We start from the raw sequence: 12903 nt of genomic DNA on the forward strand, positions 1-12903 counted from the left end.
TGGTGTTCTCGGCTCCGAACCACATGAGTGCGGTGCGGAGCTGGTCGAGCGCCTGCGGGAGGCGCTCGACCACGGTCCGGAGCGCGTACGCGGCGGCGCCCGCGTCGGCGGGGCTGTCGTACGAGCCCTGGTCGATGGTGCGGTGGTTGAGGGCGCGGATCGCTTCGGCGGCCTCGGTGGCGATTTCGCCGGGGGTCTTGGTCAGGTCCATGGTGGTCATCCTTCCGGGTGGGCGGTGCGGTCGGGGTCGACTCCGGTGTGGTGGTTGTAGCCGCGGCCGATGAGGGTGAGTGCCTCGGTGCGGTACTCGGAGACGGCGCCGGGTGAGGTGATGCCGAGGGCGGCGCCGATGTCGGCCGGGGTGAGCGGGGACGTGTCCCTGAGGATCTTCTCCAGCTCCAGCGGGTGTTCGGCCGCGAGGGTGAGCGGGTCGATGGAGTCCAGGAACAGGCGGGCGGTGCGGCGCACCTTGCGGGGGCGCTGGCTCATGGCGGCGAGGTCCTCGGCCTCGACCGCGCGGAGCGTGGACTGGGCGGCGCGCTCTCGGGCCTCGGCTGTGCGCCGGTCGGCTTCGGCGATCCGCTGCTCGGCTTCGCGGGCCTTCGCCATCTCGTCGCCGATCTTCGCCAACGCCTCCTTCTCCTTCGCGGACTCCTCGGCCAACCGCCGCTTCGCTTCGCGCTCTCGGGTCTCGGCGTCGGCGAGGTTCGCGGACTCCTCGGCGAGCTTCGCCAACGCCGCCGTCTCCTTCGCGCGGTCGGCGGTCACCTTCGCGGACTCTTCGGCGGCGGCTTCGGCGGCGGCCTTGCGGCCGGCTGCGTCGGCCGCGTGCTGGGCCGCGTTGAGGGCGGTCGTCGCCTCCAGTCGGGCGCCGGCCTCGGCGGCCTGGGCGCGGGCCTGGGCGACGCCGGTCTCGGCGGTGACGGCGGCGCGAGCTGCGTCGATGTCGCCCTGAACCCGGATCCGTTCGATCTCGGCGGCGGCGTCTGCACGCTCCCTGTCGAGATCCATTTGCAGGGCGGCGGCGTCCTTGGCCCGTCGGCGGGCGTCGTCGTCGGCCTGCATCGTGTCGGGCAGGGCGAGGGCCTCGTCCACGGTCATGCCGTAGGCCTTCATCGTGATGGGGAGGCGGTCAAGGACACCGAGGGCGCCGTCCTCGCGTCCGGCCTCCAGCTCCTCTCGGTACTCCAACCACGCGGTGTAGATGGCGCGCTCGCGCTCCAGCTCCATTGCCTGGGTGTAGGTCAGGCCCCAGGTCTTCATCTGCCTGAGCATCTGCCACGACGTGGCGTGGTCGAAGAGCCAGCGGGAGAGGGGGACGGACGTCCGGTCGACTCCCATCTCCAGCTCGGCGGCCTGGACAAGGTAGTCGCGGCCGGCCTCGACGCAGACAACGAACAGGACCGGCATCGCGGCGTGCGCGACGGCCTTGTCGAGGTGGGCGAGGATCTCGCCGTGGGCGGCGGCGTTGAGGTAGACGGTGACGCCGGTCATGACGTGCGCCATCGGCCGCAGGAGCCGGTAGGGGCGCCGGCCCCGGGAGACGGCGAACAGGTCACCCGCCATGAACAGGATGATCGCCCCGTCCACCCCGCCCGCGAAGAGCCGGCCGTGGTCGAGGGTCGGGAACCCGAAGCGGTCGACGCCGGCGGCCGAAAGGTTCCCGAAGGAGAGGTAGAACCCGATGGCCGCGACGGCGGGCGCGAGGATCAGGCAGACCGCTCCGAGGGCGTAGCCGGCTCGGCGGGTCGTCTGCGGGGTGGTGGTCGGGGCGGTCCGCGAACCGCCCTCCCCGGTGGGCGAATCCGTCTCGGCGGTCGGCGAACCGCCGTCCAGGGCGGGCGACGGGAGGCGCGGGCGGGTGGGCGCCGGGACGTGAAGCCCGGGTTCCAGGGTGGTCGTCATCTCTCTCCAGGGTGGTGTTGGGCGAAGGGTCCCCGGGCCGGCCCGAAGGCCGGCCCGGGGACCCGTCATCGTCTCTCGGCGGTCCGTCAGCGGCTCATGTGGGCCGCGATGTCGGCGGCGAGCCGGTCGGCGGCCTCCGCCTGGGCGGCCAGGCTCTCGGCGGCGATCGTCGCGTCCCATATGGCCTGCGTGGAGGACTGGCGGGCCCGCTCCATCGCGTCGGCGGCGGCCCGCCGCTCGGCGTCCGTCACCGGTTCCACCAGCGGCGTCCGCCGCTCGTGTCCGTGTCGGCGGCCGGCTGCTGCTCGTCCCTCTTGACCCACCCTCCGCGGCTCGCCGAGTAGTCGGTGCCGTGCTTGTCTCGGTCCGCGTCGGTCTGCTTCGACCTCAGCTCGTCCTGGGAGATCGTCCGACGAAAGGGCATGATGGTCTCTCCATCTCTTGCTAGGGGTGGTTGCCCGTCCGGGGGTGCTTGGTAGGTGGCCCCGGACGGGCCTTTTTGCGGGCCTTTTTGCTGGTCAGGAGTTCAGCCACTCCTTGGGGTGGACCTTGAAGATCCGGATGAACTCCTGGCACAGGGTCAGGGCGCGGTGGTCGGCCTTGGCCGTCTCCTCCGTCCACTGGCCCCGGTCTCGGCGGGCGAGGGTCAGAAACTTCGCCTCGGCGTCCTTGACTTCCTGGGCCATCGCGGCCGGCACGCCGGGGGTCTCCCAGTCGCAGGTGTAGGTGATGGACATGTGTGCTCCTTCGGGTGGTGTGCGGCTCACGCCAGGAGGCGGAGCCAGATGATCGCCACGACCGCGAACGCTCCGACGGCGTAGGCGAGGTAGTGGGCGGGCCTGGTGGGCTGGCCCGGCCTGGGGGGCGGGGTGTGGTGCTGGATCTCCTCCCCGTCCGGGATGTGTCCGGCGTGGGCCCGGCGCCGGTGCCGGTCCCGCTCGGCCTCCGCCTCCGTGGCGGTGCGGACGTCGGGCGAGGTCGTGCGGCACTGGGCACACCGGTAGCGGTACACGCGCTCGTGCTCCTCGGGTTGGGGGTGTTGGCCTGCTGGCCGTCACCCTCTCCCCTCTCGGACGGGGGCGGTAGGAGGGGTAGGTAGGAGGGGGGTAGGCGGGCGGGTAGGCGCCGCGCTGACCTGCGAGAACTACCCGGCTACCGGGGCCCCTGGGAGGGGGCCGCGGGGGCGGTCGGGGAGGGGCCGGCGGCCGGCTCGCCGGCCACCCCGGACCGGCCCTCGACGGGGCCCTCGACGGGGCCCTCGACGGGGCCCTCGGGCGGGGCCTCGGCGGGGGTGCGCGGGGGCACCACCGACAGGCCCCGGGCGGGCCCCTCCCCGACCGGTCCGGCAGGGGCCGGCGGGAGGCTGCGCAGACGCACCCCGTCGCGCACCCTCTGGGCCCTCCCCTGGGGGGTGCGGAAGATGAGTTTGAAGGCCTCGACGGGGAGTCCCCAATCAGCGGTGAGCGCCGTCTTCAGGTCCCCCTTCTCCCACCCCGCGAGCAGGGGCTCGGCCAGGAGGTCGTCAAGGTGCGCGCCCTGGTGTCCGTGGCGGGCAGCGACGGCGCGGATGAGATCGACGACCTCGCCGATCTCGATCCGTACGTCGTCCTGCTCGTCGAGGTACTCGGGCTCGTCGTCCGGGTCCTCCGTCGCGGCCTGGCTCGGCTGCGGCTTGGCCAGCCGCACGGGCTGGGCCGGCGCGTACCGCTTGGCCGCGATGCACGCGCAGACGACAGCCACCGTGGGGACGAACGGGGCGTAGGGGCCGGCGGCCGTCGTGGCGGCGGTCCAGACGGCGGGGAGTCCGAAGACGGCTCCGGCCGCGACCGCGCCGGCCTTCATCAGGCCGTCCCACACCCAACCGTCGCGCCTCATCCACTCCATGCCCATGCCGATGAGGGCTCGGCCGCCGGCCCCTACCCCGGCAAGCGGGGCTCGGAGCTGTCGGCGGGTAGGGAGGTAGGGGCGCAGGTCGGACCGCAGGACGGCCATCCGGCCCGGCGCCGGCACCACTTCGAGGCGGGGGCGGGTCTCCTCCTCGGTGCCGACGGGCACCCGCTCGGCGGTCACAGGAGGTTCAGCTTCTGGGCGAGGAGGAGGAGCGCGAACTCCGGGAGCCCCCAGATGCCGCCGGCCGCCGAGAAGAGGCCAGCCATGAGGATGCCGAGGACGGCGGCCCATCCGGGGCGCGGGGCCCGGTAGTAGAGGAGCGCGGAGAACATGAGGGCGACTCCTCCGACGCCGGCGGTGCCCAGCGCCCCGCCCGTGAAGATCTGCGCGATCGAGTTGCTGACCTCCTTACCGACGGTCCAGATGGAGCCGGCCGTGATGTAGAAGGTGCCGGCGATCAGCCCCATGATCGACGCCTCGGTGCTGGTGATCTTGCGGCGCTGCTTGCCGGCCTTTTTGCCCTCGGCGGCCTTGGGCTCCTTGATCCCCGCGATGAGGGCGACCGTGAGGGAAGTTGCGATGGCGCCGGCCCCGACGGAGCCCAGAAGCCGGCCCCCGACGCTGAAGCTCTCGGCGGCCATCTGGACGTACTGGACGTGGTCGTACATCGATCTCTCCTGATCAGAGCTGGGATGCGGGGGCGTACAGGGCGAGGGCGGTGACGGCCGCCGCGAGGGGGATTCGGGCGATCCAGGCCAGGGGCCGGTACCAGTGGCGGGTGCGCCGGTCCCAAAGGGCGGCGATACCGAGGCAGATCCCTCCTCCGAGGAGGAGGGCGGCGCCGATCGAGTAGTCGCGGCCGCAATCCGCGATCCACCCGCCGATCGTGGGGACCAGGCCGAGGGCCCAGCCGGCCGCGCCGGCGCCGACGTTGTAGACGAGGCGCTTCGTCCCGTCGCTGAGCGACGGCTTCGGCATCTCCGGGAGGGTGGGCCAGTACCCGGGCTGAGGCACGAACCAGCGGGCGGGGGCCGGCTCTTCGGGCTCCCCGGTCTGCTCCGGGCTCTCCTCCGCCGTGGGCGTCGGGGTGGCCGGGGTCTCCTCGGCGTACAGCCGGTCGAACCAGTCCTCGACCCGCTCGCCCTCGACGGGGGGTTCGGTACGGGGCGCCGGCACGGCCGCGGCCTCCGGCATGAGTTCGGTGGGCTTCTCCTTCGCCCACCACGGCGCCATAGCGGTCACGCCGCACCCCTGACCAGGCCCTCGCGGACCAGCTCCAGGTACAGCGCGCGCCGCTCGGCCTGCCTGAGACCGGCCCTGATTCCCCGGATCTCGACGGCACTGGAGACACCGGTCATCTCGCCCACCAGGCAGCTATTCGTCAGGGGGCATCCCTCGCACATCGCGAGCGCCAGGCGCTCGTGCCGGTGCGGCTCCCGACTGAGCGGCGAGGCCGGCGCCTCCGGGTAGAACGCCTCCGGGTCGGACGTCGCGCACACCGGCACGACGTCGCCGGTGGCGGGGCGGAAGCTGCGGCTGATCAGCCGGTACCGAACCACAAGCTCGTCGGTGCCGGGTCGGCTCGTGTGAGGTAAGGCGCTGGCTCCGGGCATGGCGGTGCCTCCTTCGGCATGCCAAAACAGGGGGAATAGTGGGATCAACTGCCTTCAATCGCCTCCGAGTTGGGGCGATCTGTGGTGACACAGAGAGAGTGCACCCGGACACGCCGCGAAGTCAAGTGTGGTACCACAGATGCGCCACGGCGCGGCGCCCGCTACCGTCATGGACACGCAACTGCGTAGACACAGATGGCAGATGGAGGAGACGACGACCATGTCCCCCACCAGGTACGAAGAGACCGCGACGCATCTGCGTGAGCGGATCGAAGCAGGGGACTACCCCCCAGGGACAAAGCTCCCGTCCGTCCGGACGCTGGCCAGTACGTACGACGTCAGCGACGGCACCATCCGTGCGGCCCTGCGGATCCTGGAGTCCGACGGCCTGGTGAAGACCGTGCTCAAGAGCGGGATCATCGTCCGCGAGAGGGGCGGTCGGCGACGGCTGACCCGGTCATCGCAGATCAGCCACGATGGGCAGATCTACCGCTTCCCCGCCGCTGCGGCCCAGGGAGAGCCCTGGGTTGCCCACGGTCAGCCCCGGACCTCGGTCGAGCCGGTCCCCGGCGACGTCGCGCACGTTCTCGACCTCGACCCCGGCACGCCCGTGGTCCGGCGCCGCCGCGTGATGTCCCCCCAGGGGGAAGAGCCCTGGGACATCATCGACACGTGGATCCCGCCCCACATCGTCGCCGTGGCCCCTCAGGCGGCAGAGCCGGTCACCGGGCCCGGCGGGTACATCGCCCGCATTGAGGAGACCGACCACGGTCCCCTGAGCTGGGAGGAGACCGCGCGCGCCGGCATGCCGACCCGTGAGGAGGCGGACCTCCTCGGAATCTCCTCCCTCATGCCCGTGATGCGGATCCTCCGGGTGGGCCTGTCCGCCCTCGACGGCCGGCCCGCCGAGTGCTCCGCGTACGTCATCCCGGCGGACCGGGTGGAGATCCACAGCGCCCTGACCAGGGGACCGTCCGCCCGGTGGCCCGTCTCCTACTCCTGACCCACCACAGCCTGAAGGCCCGTACCCCGGCGGGGGGTGCGGGCCTTCGTGCGTCTGCGGCCCAACCGGTGGGCGCCTACCGTCACATGGCATGCGTGGCCGGCTCCGGCCAGCGACCGCGGGCGCCCTGGCCTGCTGAAAAGCGGCCGGCGGCGGGGGAGGGGTGCCCGGGTCGCGCCCGGTTTGCCGGATTTCCGGGCCGCGTTGGGCGCGGACCGTTCCCACGCCGTCGACCCCTCCGCGCGTGAGGGGACCGGGACGCTGCGGCCGTGGCGGGCGGGGAGCTGGCCGCTGCCGCGCGGTGGCCCGGCCCGGCACTCTCGCTCCGCTCGTGACCGGTCTCGTCGTGGTCAGGCGTCCGCCTGGCCCTCGTCGGGGGCCTCGGCCTCGAACAGGCCCGGCTGGGGCTGCTGCCTGGTCGCGGCCGTGCGCTCGACGGCCGCGAGCCACGGATTCGCCGGCGCCGCGGGGGCGGGCTCGGGCTCGTCCAGGAACGGTATCGGCGAGGCGGTCATGCCCACGCGGCGCCGGCCTCCCCTGCGGACGGGAGGCAGGGGAGCGGCGGCCGGCTCGTCGGCCGGCCGCCGGCGGCCCTTCGCCACCGCGGCTGCGGTGAACGCCTCCTGCGCGGCCTCCGACCTCGCAGGGGCCGGCAACGTCAGTGACGTTTGGGCGCTGACCTGCGACTCCTCCCCCGCAAAGTCAGTGACCTCCGCCGCTGAGGTCACTGACTTTGCCGGCCCGTCCGGGTGACGCTCCGCCCGCAAAGTCACTGACTTTGCGGCGTTCTTGCGCTCCGCCTCGACGGCGGCCTCGATGGCACGGCGCAGCCGGCGGGCCTCGTAGGCGGCCTGCTTGCAGGCGGCGGAGCAATAGATCACGGGCTTGGTCCCGAGGGACTCCCGGACGGGGACCCGGTGGCAGTGCTGGCAGACGCGGGCGCCCCCCGCGTCCCTGGGTGTCTCGTACTTCGGCATGCCGTCGACCGTACCGGCGCCGGCCGCCGGGGCGGAGGAAGACGACGGCCTGGTGCTCGTCGTCCTCCCCTAGGCATTACCCAATTCGCCGGGGATCGGGCCCTGTCCAAGGGGTCGCCGGACTCTCCCTGACGTGCCTGTCGTCCGCGCGAGGGCGACGGCCTGGTGCTCGTCGTCGATCGCCCTCTCTACGGGCAGGCGGCGCGGCCCCGTCTCAGGGTTGGTGGTCGGATCGGGGGCTGGGCCGGTGCCCAGGGTGCGGCGTGTGGTGCTCATGACCGCAGTGTGCACGGCGCCTCCGGCCGCTCTGCGCGGGGGAGTCGGGACCAGGGGGCGGTGTCGTCCGGCGCGGACCGCGCTCGGCCACCGCGAGAGCGGTCCGCGCCGGTCGGCACCGACCGGAGCGGGGGTCTGGGGGCCGGCGAAGGCCCCCAGCACCCACGCGCCGGATCATCGTCCGTGACCTCGATCCCTGGGCGGCTGCTGGGGGTTGCGCAGGTGTGGGGGGACCCTGCTGCCCCCGGGCGTACGGGGGGTGCGGCTCGGCGCCTTTCGTGTTGCCGCGGATCGTGCTGCCGCCGATCGTGCGAGGCCCTCCACCGTCCGCTGCTGCTGGGGCATCGTGCGGCGCGTCCCCTGCTCCTGCTGGACCTGCTCGATGCGGGCGCGCACGGCGGTGATCCGGGTGTCCAGGTCCGTGGTGCGGGTGACGGCGGCGGTGTGTTGGGTGGTGGCGCGGGCGACGTCGGCCCGGTCGGCCGCGGCCACCAGGGCGGGCCATTGCTCGCGCAGTCGGGCGAGATCGGCGCCCGGGTCGACGACGCCGGCGATCCGCCGGGCCTCGATCGCGGCGGCGCCGGCGGTCTCTCGGGCCTGGCGGGCCTCCTCGGTGTGGAGCTCGATCGCCTCGGCGGCGCCGGCGGCGCGACGCTCCTCGTCGGCCCGGCTCGTGCCCAGCTTCCGCAGCTCCCACCAGCTCATGCGGGTGCGGCCGTCGGCCTCCCGCCACACGCCGCGGGCCCGGCCCGTCGCGGTGTCCGCCTCGGTGGTCAGGGCCCCGTAGTGGGCGGCGCGGCGGATGTGTGGCTCGGCGGCCTCCAGCCTGGCGCGCTGCTCGTCGAGCCGCCGGCGGTGGGGGCCGGTGACGCGGCCGGAAAGCACAGAGGTGCCCTCGGCGGCCTCCTCGACGGCGTTGCCGCGGCTCCGCTCCAGGGTCGCGAGCCGCCTCTTGAGCCTCTGGAGTTCGGCGGTGAGCGCGTCGGATCCGAGCCGGCCGAAGGGCCGCTCCGTCCAGGCCGGTACGGCCGGCTCGGGCGCGGGGGCAGGGGTCTCGACGGCCGGCTCGGGCCGGCCCTCCGCCCTGGCCCGCCACTGGTCCAGGAGTTGGGCCGCCGGGTCGACCGCAGGGGCGGGCTGTGCCTGGTCGGCCGGGGTGGGGGCCTGGGCGGCGACGTCCTCGCGCGGGCTGGGCACGGCGGCCGGGGCGGGCTCCGGCTGTGGGGCGCGGAGCATGAGGGCGATCCGGGGGTCGGGGATCCCTCCGGCGGCCGGGGCCTGGATCGCGGGCCCCAGCTCGGCCCACCGCAGATCCCGCGCGACCCGCGACGCGGACACCCACACCTGGGCGCCCCGGCCGTCCTGCCAACCCGGCAAGGTGAAGGAGTAGCCCGACATGCGGCCCGTGCTCGCCTCGTTGGCCCGGTACTCGACGCCCGCGTCGACGAGTCCGGCCTCGAAGGCCTCACGGCCTAGACCGCGGGCCGCGTCGCGCACGTCGCGCACGATGCGGCGGAGCTGCTCGCGCTCGGGCTCGGCGAGGGTGCCGCGCCGGCGCGCGGCCTCGCGCTCCGCGTTCCTGACCTCGGGTCCCTCGGACCGGAAGCGAGTGTGCGCGGGGACCAGGCCGTGCTCCTGCTCCAGCCGGTCGGCGGCCTCGCGCGCACGCCGGTAGTCGTGCCGGTCCGAGACGAGTTGGCCGTCCCACCCGACCCTGCACACCGTGACGTGCACGTGGTCGTCGCCGTGGCGCACCGCCACCCACGGCGCGCCCTCGAACCCCATGTCGGAGATGAAGCCGCGGGCCATCTCGCCCCATTGCTCATCCGACAGAACCCCGTCCTCGTCCGGGAGCGACAGGCTCGCGCGCCAGATCGGGGCGGCGATCTCGGGCCGGCGGCCGGCGGTGTGGTCCAACGCGCGGGCGATCTGCATCGGCGTGCCCGCGAGGTTCCCGGCGACGGTCCGGGGGTTGAGGTGCTCGTCCCTCCGGCCGGGCCCGAAGTCGTAGAGGATCGCGCCGGTTGCGCGCCGGCCTTTGGTGATGTTGGCGATCACTCGGGATCCGCGGGTGCGGGGATGCCGCGCAGGGCGAGTACGGCGGCGCCCACCTCCTGGAGGACGTCCTCGACGGCCTGGTGCAGCCGGCCGTCCTGGTGGCTGTAGCGGGTGAGCTGGTTGAGGTTGTGCCCGATGCGGGTCAGCTCCGCGAGGGCGGCCTCGGTCACGGGGTCGAGCGCCGGCGGCCCCCAGCTCCCGGCCGGCCTCCCGGCGAGGACGTCCTCGACCACGGTCCGGACCCATGCGCCCATCTCCCGCCGGCCCGACTCCTGTCGAGCGGCCGTCCACCGCTCCCGCTCCTCGGCGGACAACCTGACCGACACCGTGTGTCCGCGTCGCTCGCCCGGTGTTCCTCGCACCATCGCTCCCCCTCGTGTTGCCGGCCTGCGGCCCCCAGTCTCCGCGTCGGCCGTAGGCCGGCGGGAGGCGGGGCCGCGGCCGTGCCGACCGCCGGGCCGGCCCTGGCCGAAGGCCCGGGCCGTGCCGTGCGGCCCCCTCGGGGCCGCCGGCGGGACCGCCCCCTCGGGGCGGTCCTCCCCCGGGCAAGCGAAGCGCCGCCCAGGGCGAGGTGCCGTAAGCGAAGCGCACGGCATACCTCGCTGCCGAGCTTTGGGTGTCGCCAGGAGAGTCAGGTGCGACTGGGCGTCACCCGCTCGGCCCGGACGCTCCGGCACCCGGTCACCGGACCGTCGTGGCACCGGATCGGAGCCCCTGGGCTCCGATGGTCGGCGCTCGCGCCGGCCCCTCCCGTGGACCACCGGTCAGCACGCGAACAACTCCGGCTGCGGTACGAGTACCGGTCCGCCAGGGTCCGGCGGAGCCGGGCGCGGGTCGGGCTTGGGCAGGGGCTCGGGCTCTCGGAACTCCACGGGGGTGGAGTCGTCCAGGTCAGACCAGACGTCGTAGCCCCAGGTGAGCTTCCAGGATTCGAGGAGGGCACGCAGGCCGGTGAGGCCTGCGCCCTCGAAGGCTTGCTGGGCGTCCAGGCGTCGGGTGGGCACCTTGAGGATCACCTGGAACCAGGCGTCGAGGCGGACCCCGAGGACGTCGAGGATCCGCGGGCCCTCCTCGGGCGTGGGCGCGGGAGGTTCTTCACCGTCGTCGTCGTTGGAGTCGTGGATCTCCTCGTCGGTGCGGCCGTCGATCCACTTGGCCAGGGGGTTGAGGTTGTCGGACCAGCGCAGCCACCACACGCCCCTGATCGCGTCCTCGTACTGGGCCCACAGGGCCCTGTCCTGCGGGTTTCCGGTCTCGGCGTAGTCCTGGGCGATCTGCCACGGGGTTCTCCGGCCCTTCTGGCCCGACTTGGTGAGCAGGCCCGTCATCTCCTTGGCGATGTACCTGGCGAAGGCCTCGACGTCGCCGTTACGCGGGACGTCGAGGCGTACGCCGTACTTGCGGCTGAGCGTGTAGCCGCCCGCGCGGCCGACGGCCTTCTCCCAGCGCTGGAAGAGGATCTGCTCAAGCTCCTTGCGCTGGGCCTCGGTCAGGGGCCGGGCGAGGAAGTACGTGACGTGGAAGTGCGGGTGCCATCCGTTCGCCGAACCCCAGGTCGTCTCGAACACTCGGACATCTCCGACAATCCCGTACCGAACGCGCACCTTCTGCCAGTTCTTACCGGACTCCCGTCCGAAGGCGTACGACCACGCCTTGCGCTGGACGGTGATCAGCGTGGCCAGCGGGGTCCGGCGGTAGTGCTTGAGCGTGAAGGTGCCCATGGCCAGGCCGCCGCCGGTCTCGACGCGGAGCGTATCGAAGGGCGCGGGCAGCTTGGCCTGCGGGTTTGCCCAGGCCATCGCGGCGGCAGCTAGCTGGTCGCCGCGGGCGGTCCGGACTCGGTTTCCGCAGACGGGGCACAGGTTGGCCTTGCGGCAGGTGCGGACGTTGACCCAGCCGGTGCGGTTCTTGGCCTTGTCGTAGCGGAGCTTCACCCTGCCGACGCCGGGGATCGGGAGGCGTCCGCACTTCGAGAGGGTGTCGTCCTCGGTCATCTTCTGGAGGACGATCCGCAGCTCGTGCCAGTGGTCGCGCTTCTTGTTCGCCTTCTTCAGCGCGGCCGAACCCGCCGACGGCGGCTCGCCGTCGGTGCTCCGGACCTCCTTGGCCTGGGCCGGGAGGTTCGCGCGGCGCGTCCCGGGCTCGTCCCCGATGTCCTCCGGCGAGACCTGTACGTGCTGCTCAGAGGGCTTCTGACGGGTGCTGGGGCCGGTGGGGGGGGTTGCACTCTCGCCCCCCTGACCAAGGCCCGCCTCCGTGCTCCCAACGGCCTCTGAGGGCCCCTCACCCTGGGTGGTGGGTACGGGGGTGGTGGCGGTGGCCTTGCGTGCGGCGCGGGCCTCCGCGCGGATCTTCCGCTGTCGGGCGTCGAAGGCTTCGAGGGGGGAGTCGAAGGCGGCGGCGAACTCGGCGCCGGCCGTACGGGCGACGTCGCGGCCGGCCGCGAGACCGGCCGCGGCCGTCGGCCCGAACCGGTCGACCCACCGTGCGAGCTGGGCGGCGTCGGCGTCCACGGCAACGGGGGGGTACTCGGCGGCCTGGCGGGCGGCCTCACGCTGGCGGACCAGGTCGCGCGGCGTCGGAGCCTGCGGGAGAAACACGGATACACCCGACACATCGGACGGGTGATCGTCAGGCGTGGGCGCCTGGAGAGGTGTTGCGGGACTGCTGTCCCCGGGTACGCTGATCAAAGCGTTGGGCCCTTGCTGGTCGCCTGAGAACGAAGGTGAGGGTCTGCGCGGGGCGTTCCGGGATGTAGGAGTCCGGGGGCGCCCCACGTTCTTTTGTAGAGCTGATCTTTTCGCATTCCGGCGGGGATATCCACCGCCGTGCCGAAAGAGGCTCCACAGACAACGAGAGGCCCGTGACGATTCCCGCGTCACGGGCCTCTCGTATGTGGCCTCCCGTCAGGCGGGACGCCCTGTGCGGCTATTCGCCGGTGGGCCAGTGTCCGCCCATGTGGCTGGTGCGGGCGGAGACGAGCGCGAGTTCCTCCATGAGCGGGCCCAGGTGTTGGTGGGCGACAAGGAGCGCGGCGTTGCACTCGGCGACGGCCTCGCGGGCGTCGGTGCCGTCGTCCATGCGAATGGTGTTCTCGGCTCCGAACCACATGAGTGCGGTGCGGAGCTGGTCGAGCGCCTGCGGGAGGCGCTCGACCACGGTCCGGAGCGCGTACGCGGCG

General features: G+C 73.4%; 16 protein-coding genes. 1 reads left to right on the forward strand and 15 read right to left on the reverse strand.

Features of this window, described 5'->3' with window-relative positions; all coding sequences use genetic code 11:
• The 10 genes from ACZ6ZI_RS40020 to ACZ6ZI_RS40065 all read right to left on the reverse strand — a co-directional run.
• Nucleotides 1-211, reverse strand: a 211-nt coding sequence (locus ACZ6ZI_RS40020) for a hypothetical protein (RefSeq protein ID WP_469530028.1), incomplete at its 3' end; no start/stop codon positions are given.
• A gap of 5 nt (nt 212-216) precedes the next feature.
• Entirely contained in the window at nt 217-1905 is a 1689-nt protein-coding gene (locus tag ACZ6ZI_RS40025; RefSeq protein ID WP_469530031.1) for a DUF2637 domain-containing protein, read from the reverse strand.
• 86 nt (nt 1906-1991) lie between these two features.
• Entirely contained in the window at nt 1992-2156 is a 165-nt protein-coding gene (locus ACZ6ZI_RS40030) for a hypothetical protein (protein WP_469530034.1), read from the reverse strand.
• A complete protein-coding gene (locus tag ACZ6ZI_RS40035; protein WP_469530037.1) occupies nt 2153-2329 on the reverse strand; it encodes a hypothetical protein in 177 nt (58 codons plus the stop codon). Before ACZ6ZI_RS40035 ends, ACZ6ZI_RS40030 begins: the two co-directional genes overlap by 4 nt.
• 94 nt (nt 2330-2423) lie before the next feature.
• Nucleotides 2424-2642 (reverse strand): hypothetical protein, encoded by a 219-nt coding sequence (locus tag ACZ6ZI_RS40040; RefSeq protein WP_469530039.1) that lies wholly within the window; start codon nt 2640-2642, stop codon nt 2424-2426.
• Between the two features lie 26 nt (nt 2643-2668).
• Entirely contained in the window at nt 2669-2917 is a 249-nt protein-coding gene (locus ACZ6ZI_RS40045) for a hypothetical protein (protein WP_469530042.1), read from the reverse strand.
• Between the two features lie 140 nt (nt 2918-3057).
• Nucleotides 3058-3975, reverse strand: coding sequence for a hypothetical protein (locus tag ACZ6ZI_RS40050; RefSeq protein ID WP_469530045.1), 918 nt, complete (start codon nt 3973-3975; stop codon nt 3058-3060).
• Nucleotides 3972-4463, reverse strand: a complete 492-nt coding sequence (locus tag ACZ6ZI_RS40055; RefSeq protein ID WP_469530047.1) for a hypothetical protein — start codon at nt 4461-4463, stop codon at nt 3972-3974. Before ACZ6ZI_RS40055 ends, ACZ6ZI_RS40050 begins: the two co-directional genes overlap by 4 nt.
• A gap of 13 nt (nt 4464-4476) precedes the next feature.
• Nucleotides 4477-5037 (reverse strand): hypothetical protein, encoded by a 561-nt coding sequence (locus tag ACZ6ZI_RS40060; protein ID WP_469530050.1) that lies wholly within the window; start codon nt 5035-5037, stop codon nt 4477-4479.
• Nucleotides 5034-5408, reverse strand: coding sequence for a WhiB family transcriptional regulator (locus tag ACZ6ZI_RS40065; protein ID WP_469530052.1), 375 nt, complete (start codon nt 5406-5408; stop codon nt 5034-5036). The genes ACZ6ZI_RS40060 and ACZ6ZI_RS40065 overlap by 4 nt, the downstream gene beginning before the upstream one ends.
• Nucleotides 5409-5628: 220 nt before the next feature.
• Between ACZ6ZI_RS40065 and ACZ6ZI_RS40070 the strand changes: the two genes are divergently transcribed.
• The gene (locus tag ACZ6ZI_RS40070) at nt 5629-6411 is read left to right on the forward strand and encodes a GntR family transcriptional regulator (protein ID WP_469530055.1); all 783 of its coding nucleotides are present in this window, start codon (nt 5629-5631) and stop codon (nt 6409-6411) included.
• 350 nt (nt 6412-6761) lie between these two features.
• Here ACZ6ZI_RS40070 and ACZ6ZI_RS40075 read toward each other — a convergent pair whose 3' ends face one another.
• From ACZ6ZI_RS40075 to ACZ6ZI_RS40095, 5 genes are all read right to left on the reverse strand, one after another.
• A complete protein-coding gene (locus ACZ6ZI_RS40075) occupies nt 6762-7388 on the reverse strand; it encodes a hypothetical protein (RefSeq protein WP_469530057.1) in 627 nt (208 codons plus the stop codon).
• A gap of 450 nt (nt 7389-7838) precedes the next feature.
• Nucleotides 7839-9722, reverse strand: a complete 1884-nt coding sequence (locus ACZ6ZI_RS40080; protein WP_469530059.1) for a relaxase/mobilization nuclease domain-containing protein — start codon at nt 9720-9722, stop codon at nt 7839-7841.
• Nucleotides 9719-10048: a plasmid mobilization relaxosome protein MobC gene (gene mobC, locus ACZ6ZI_RS40085; RefSeq protein WP_469530060.1), complete on the reverse strand. Its 330-nt coding sequence runs from the start codon at nt 10046-10048 to the stop codon at nt 9719-9721. Before mobC ends, ACZ6ZI_RS40080 begins: the two co-directional genes overlap by 4 nt.
• A gap of 438 nt (nt 10049-10486) precedes the next feature.
• Nucleotides 10487-12322: a rep family protein gene (locus ACZ6ZI_RS40090; protein ID WP_469530062.1), complete on the reverse strand. Its 1836-nt coding sequence runs from the start codon at nt 12320-12322 to the stop codon at nt 10487-10489.
• Between the two features lie 328 nt (nt 12323-12650).
• On the reverse strand, nt 12651-12903 hold a 253-nt coding region (locus tag ACZ6ZI_RS40095), incomplete at its 5' end, for a hypothetical protein (RefSeq protein ID WP_469530064.1).

It is taken from the genome of Streptomyces sp. NPDC103540 (assembly GCF_055584445.1).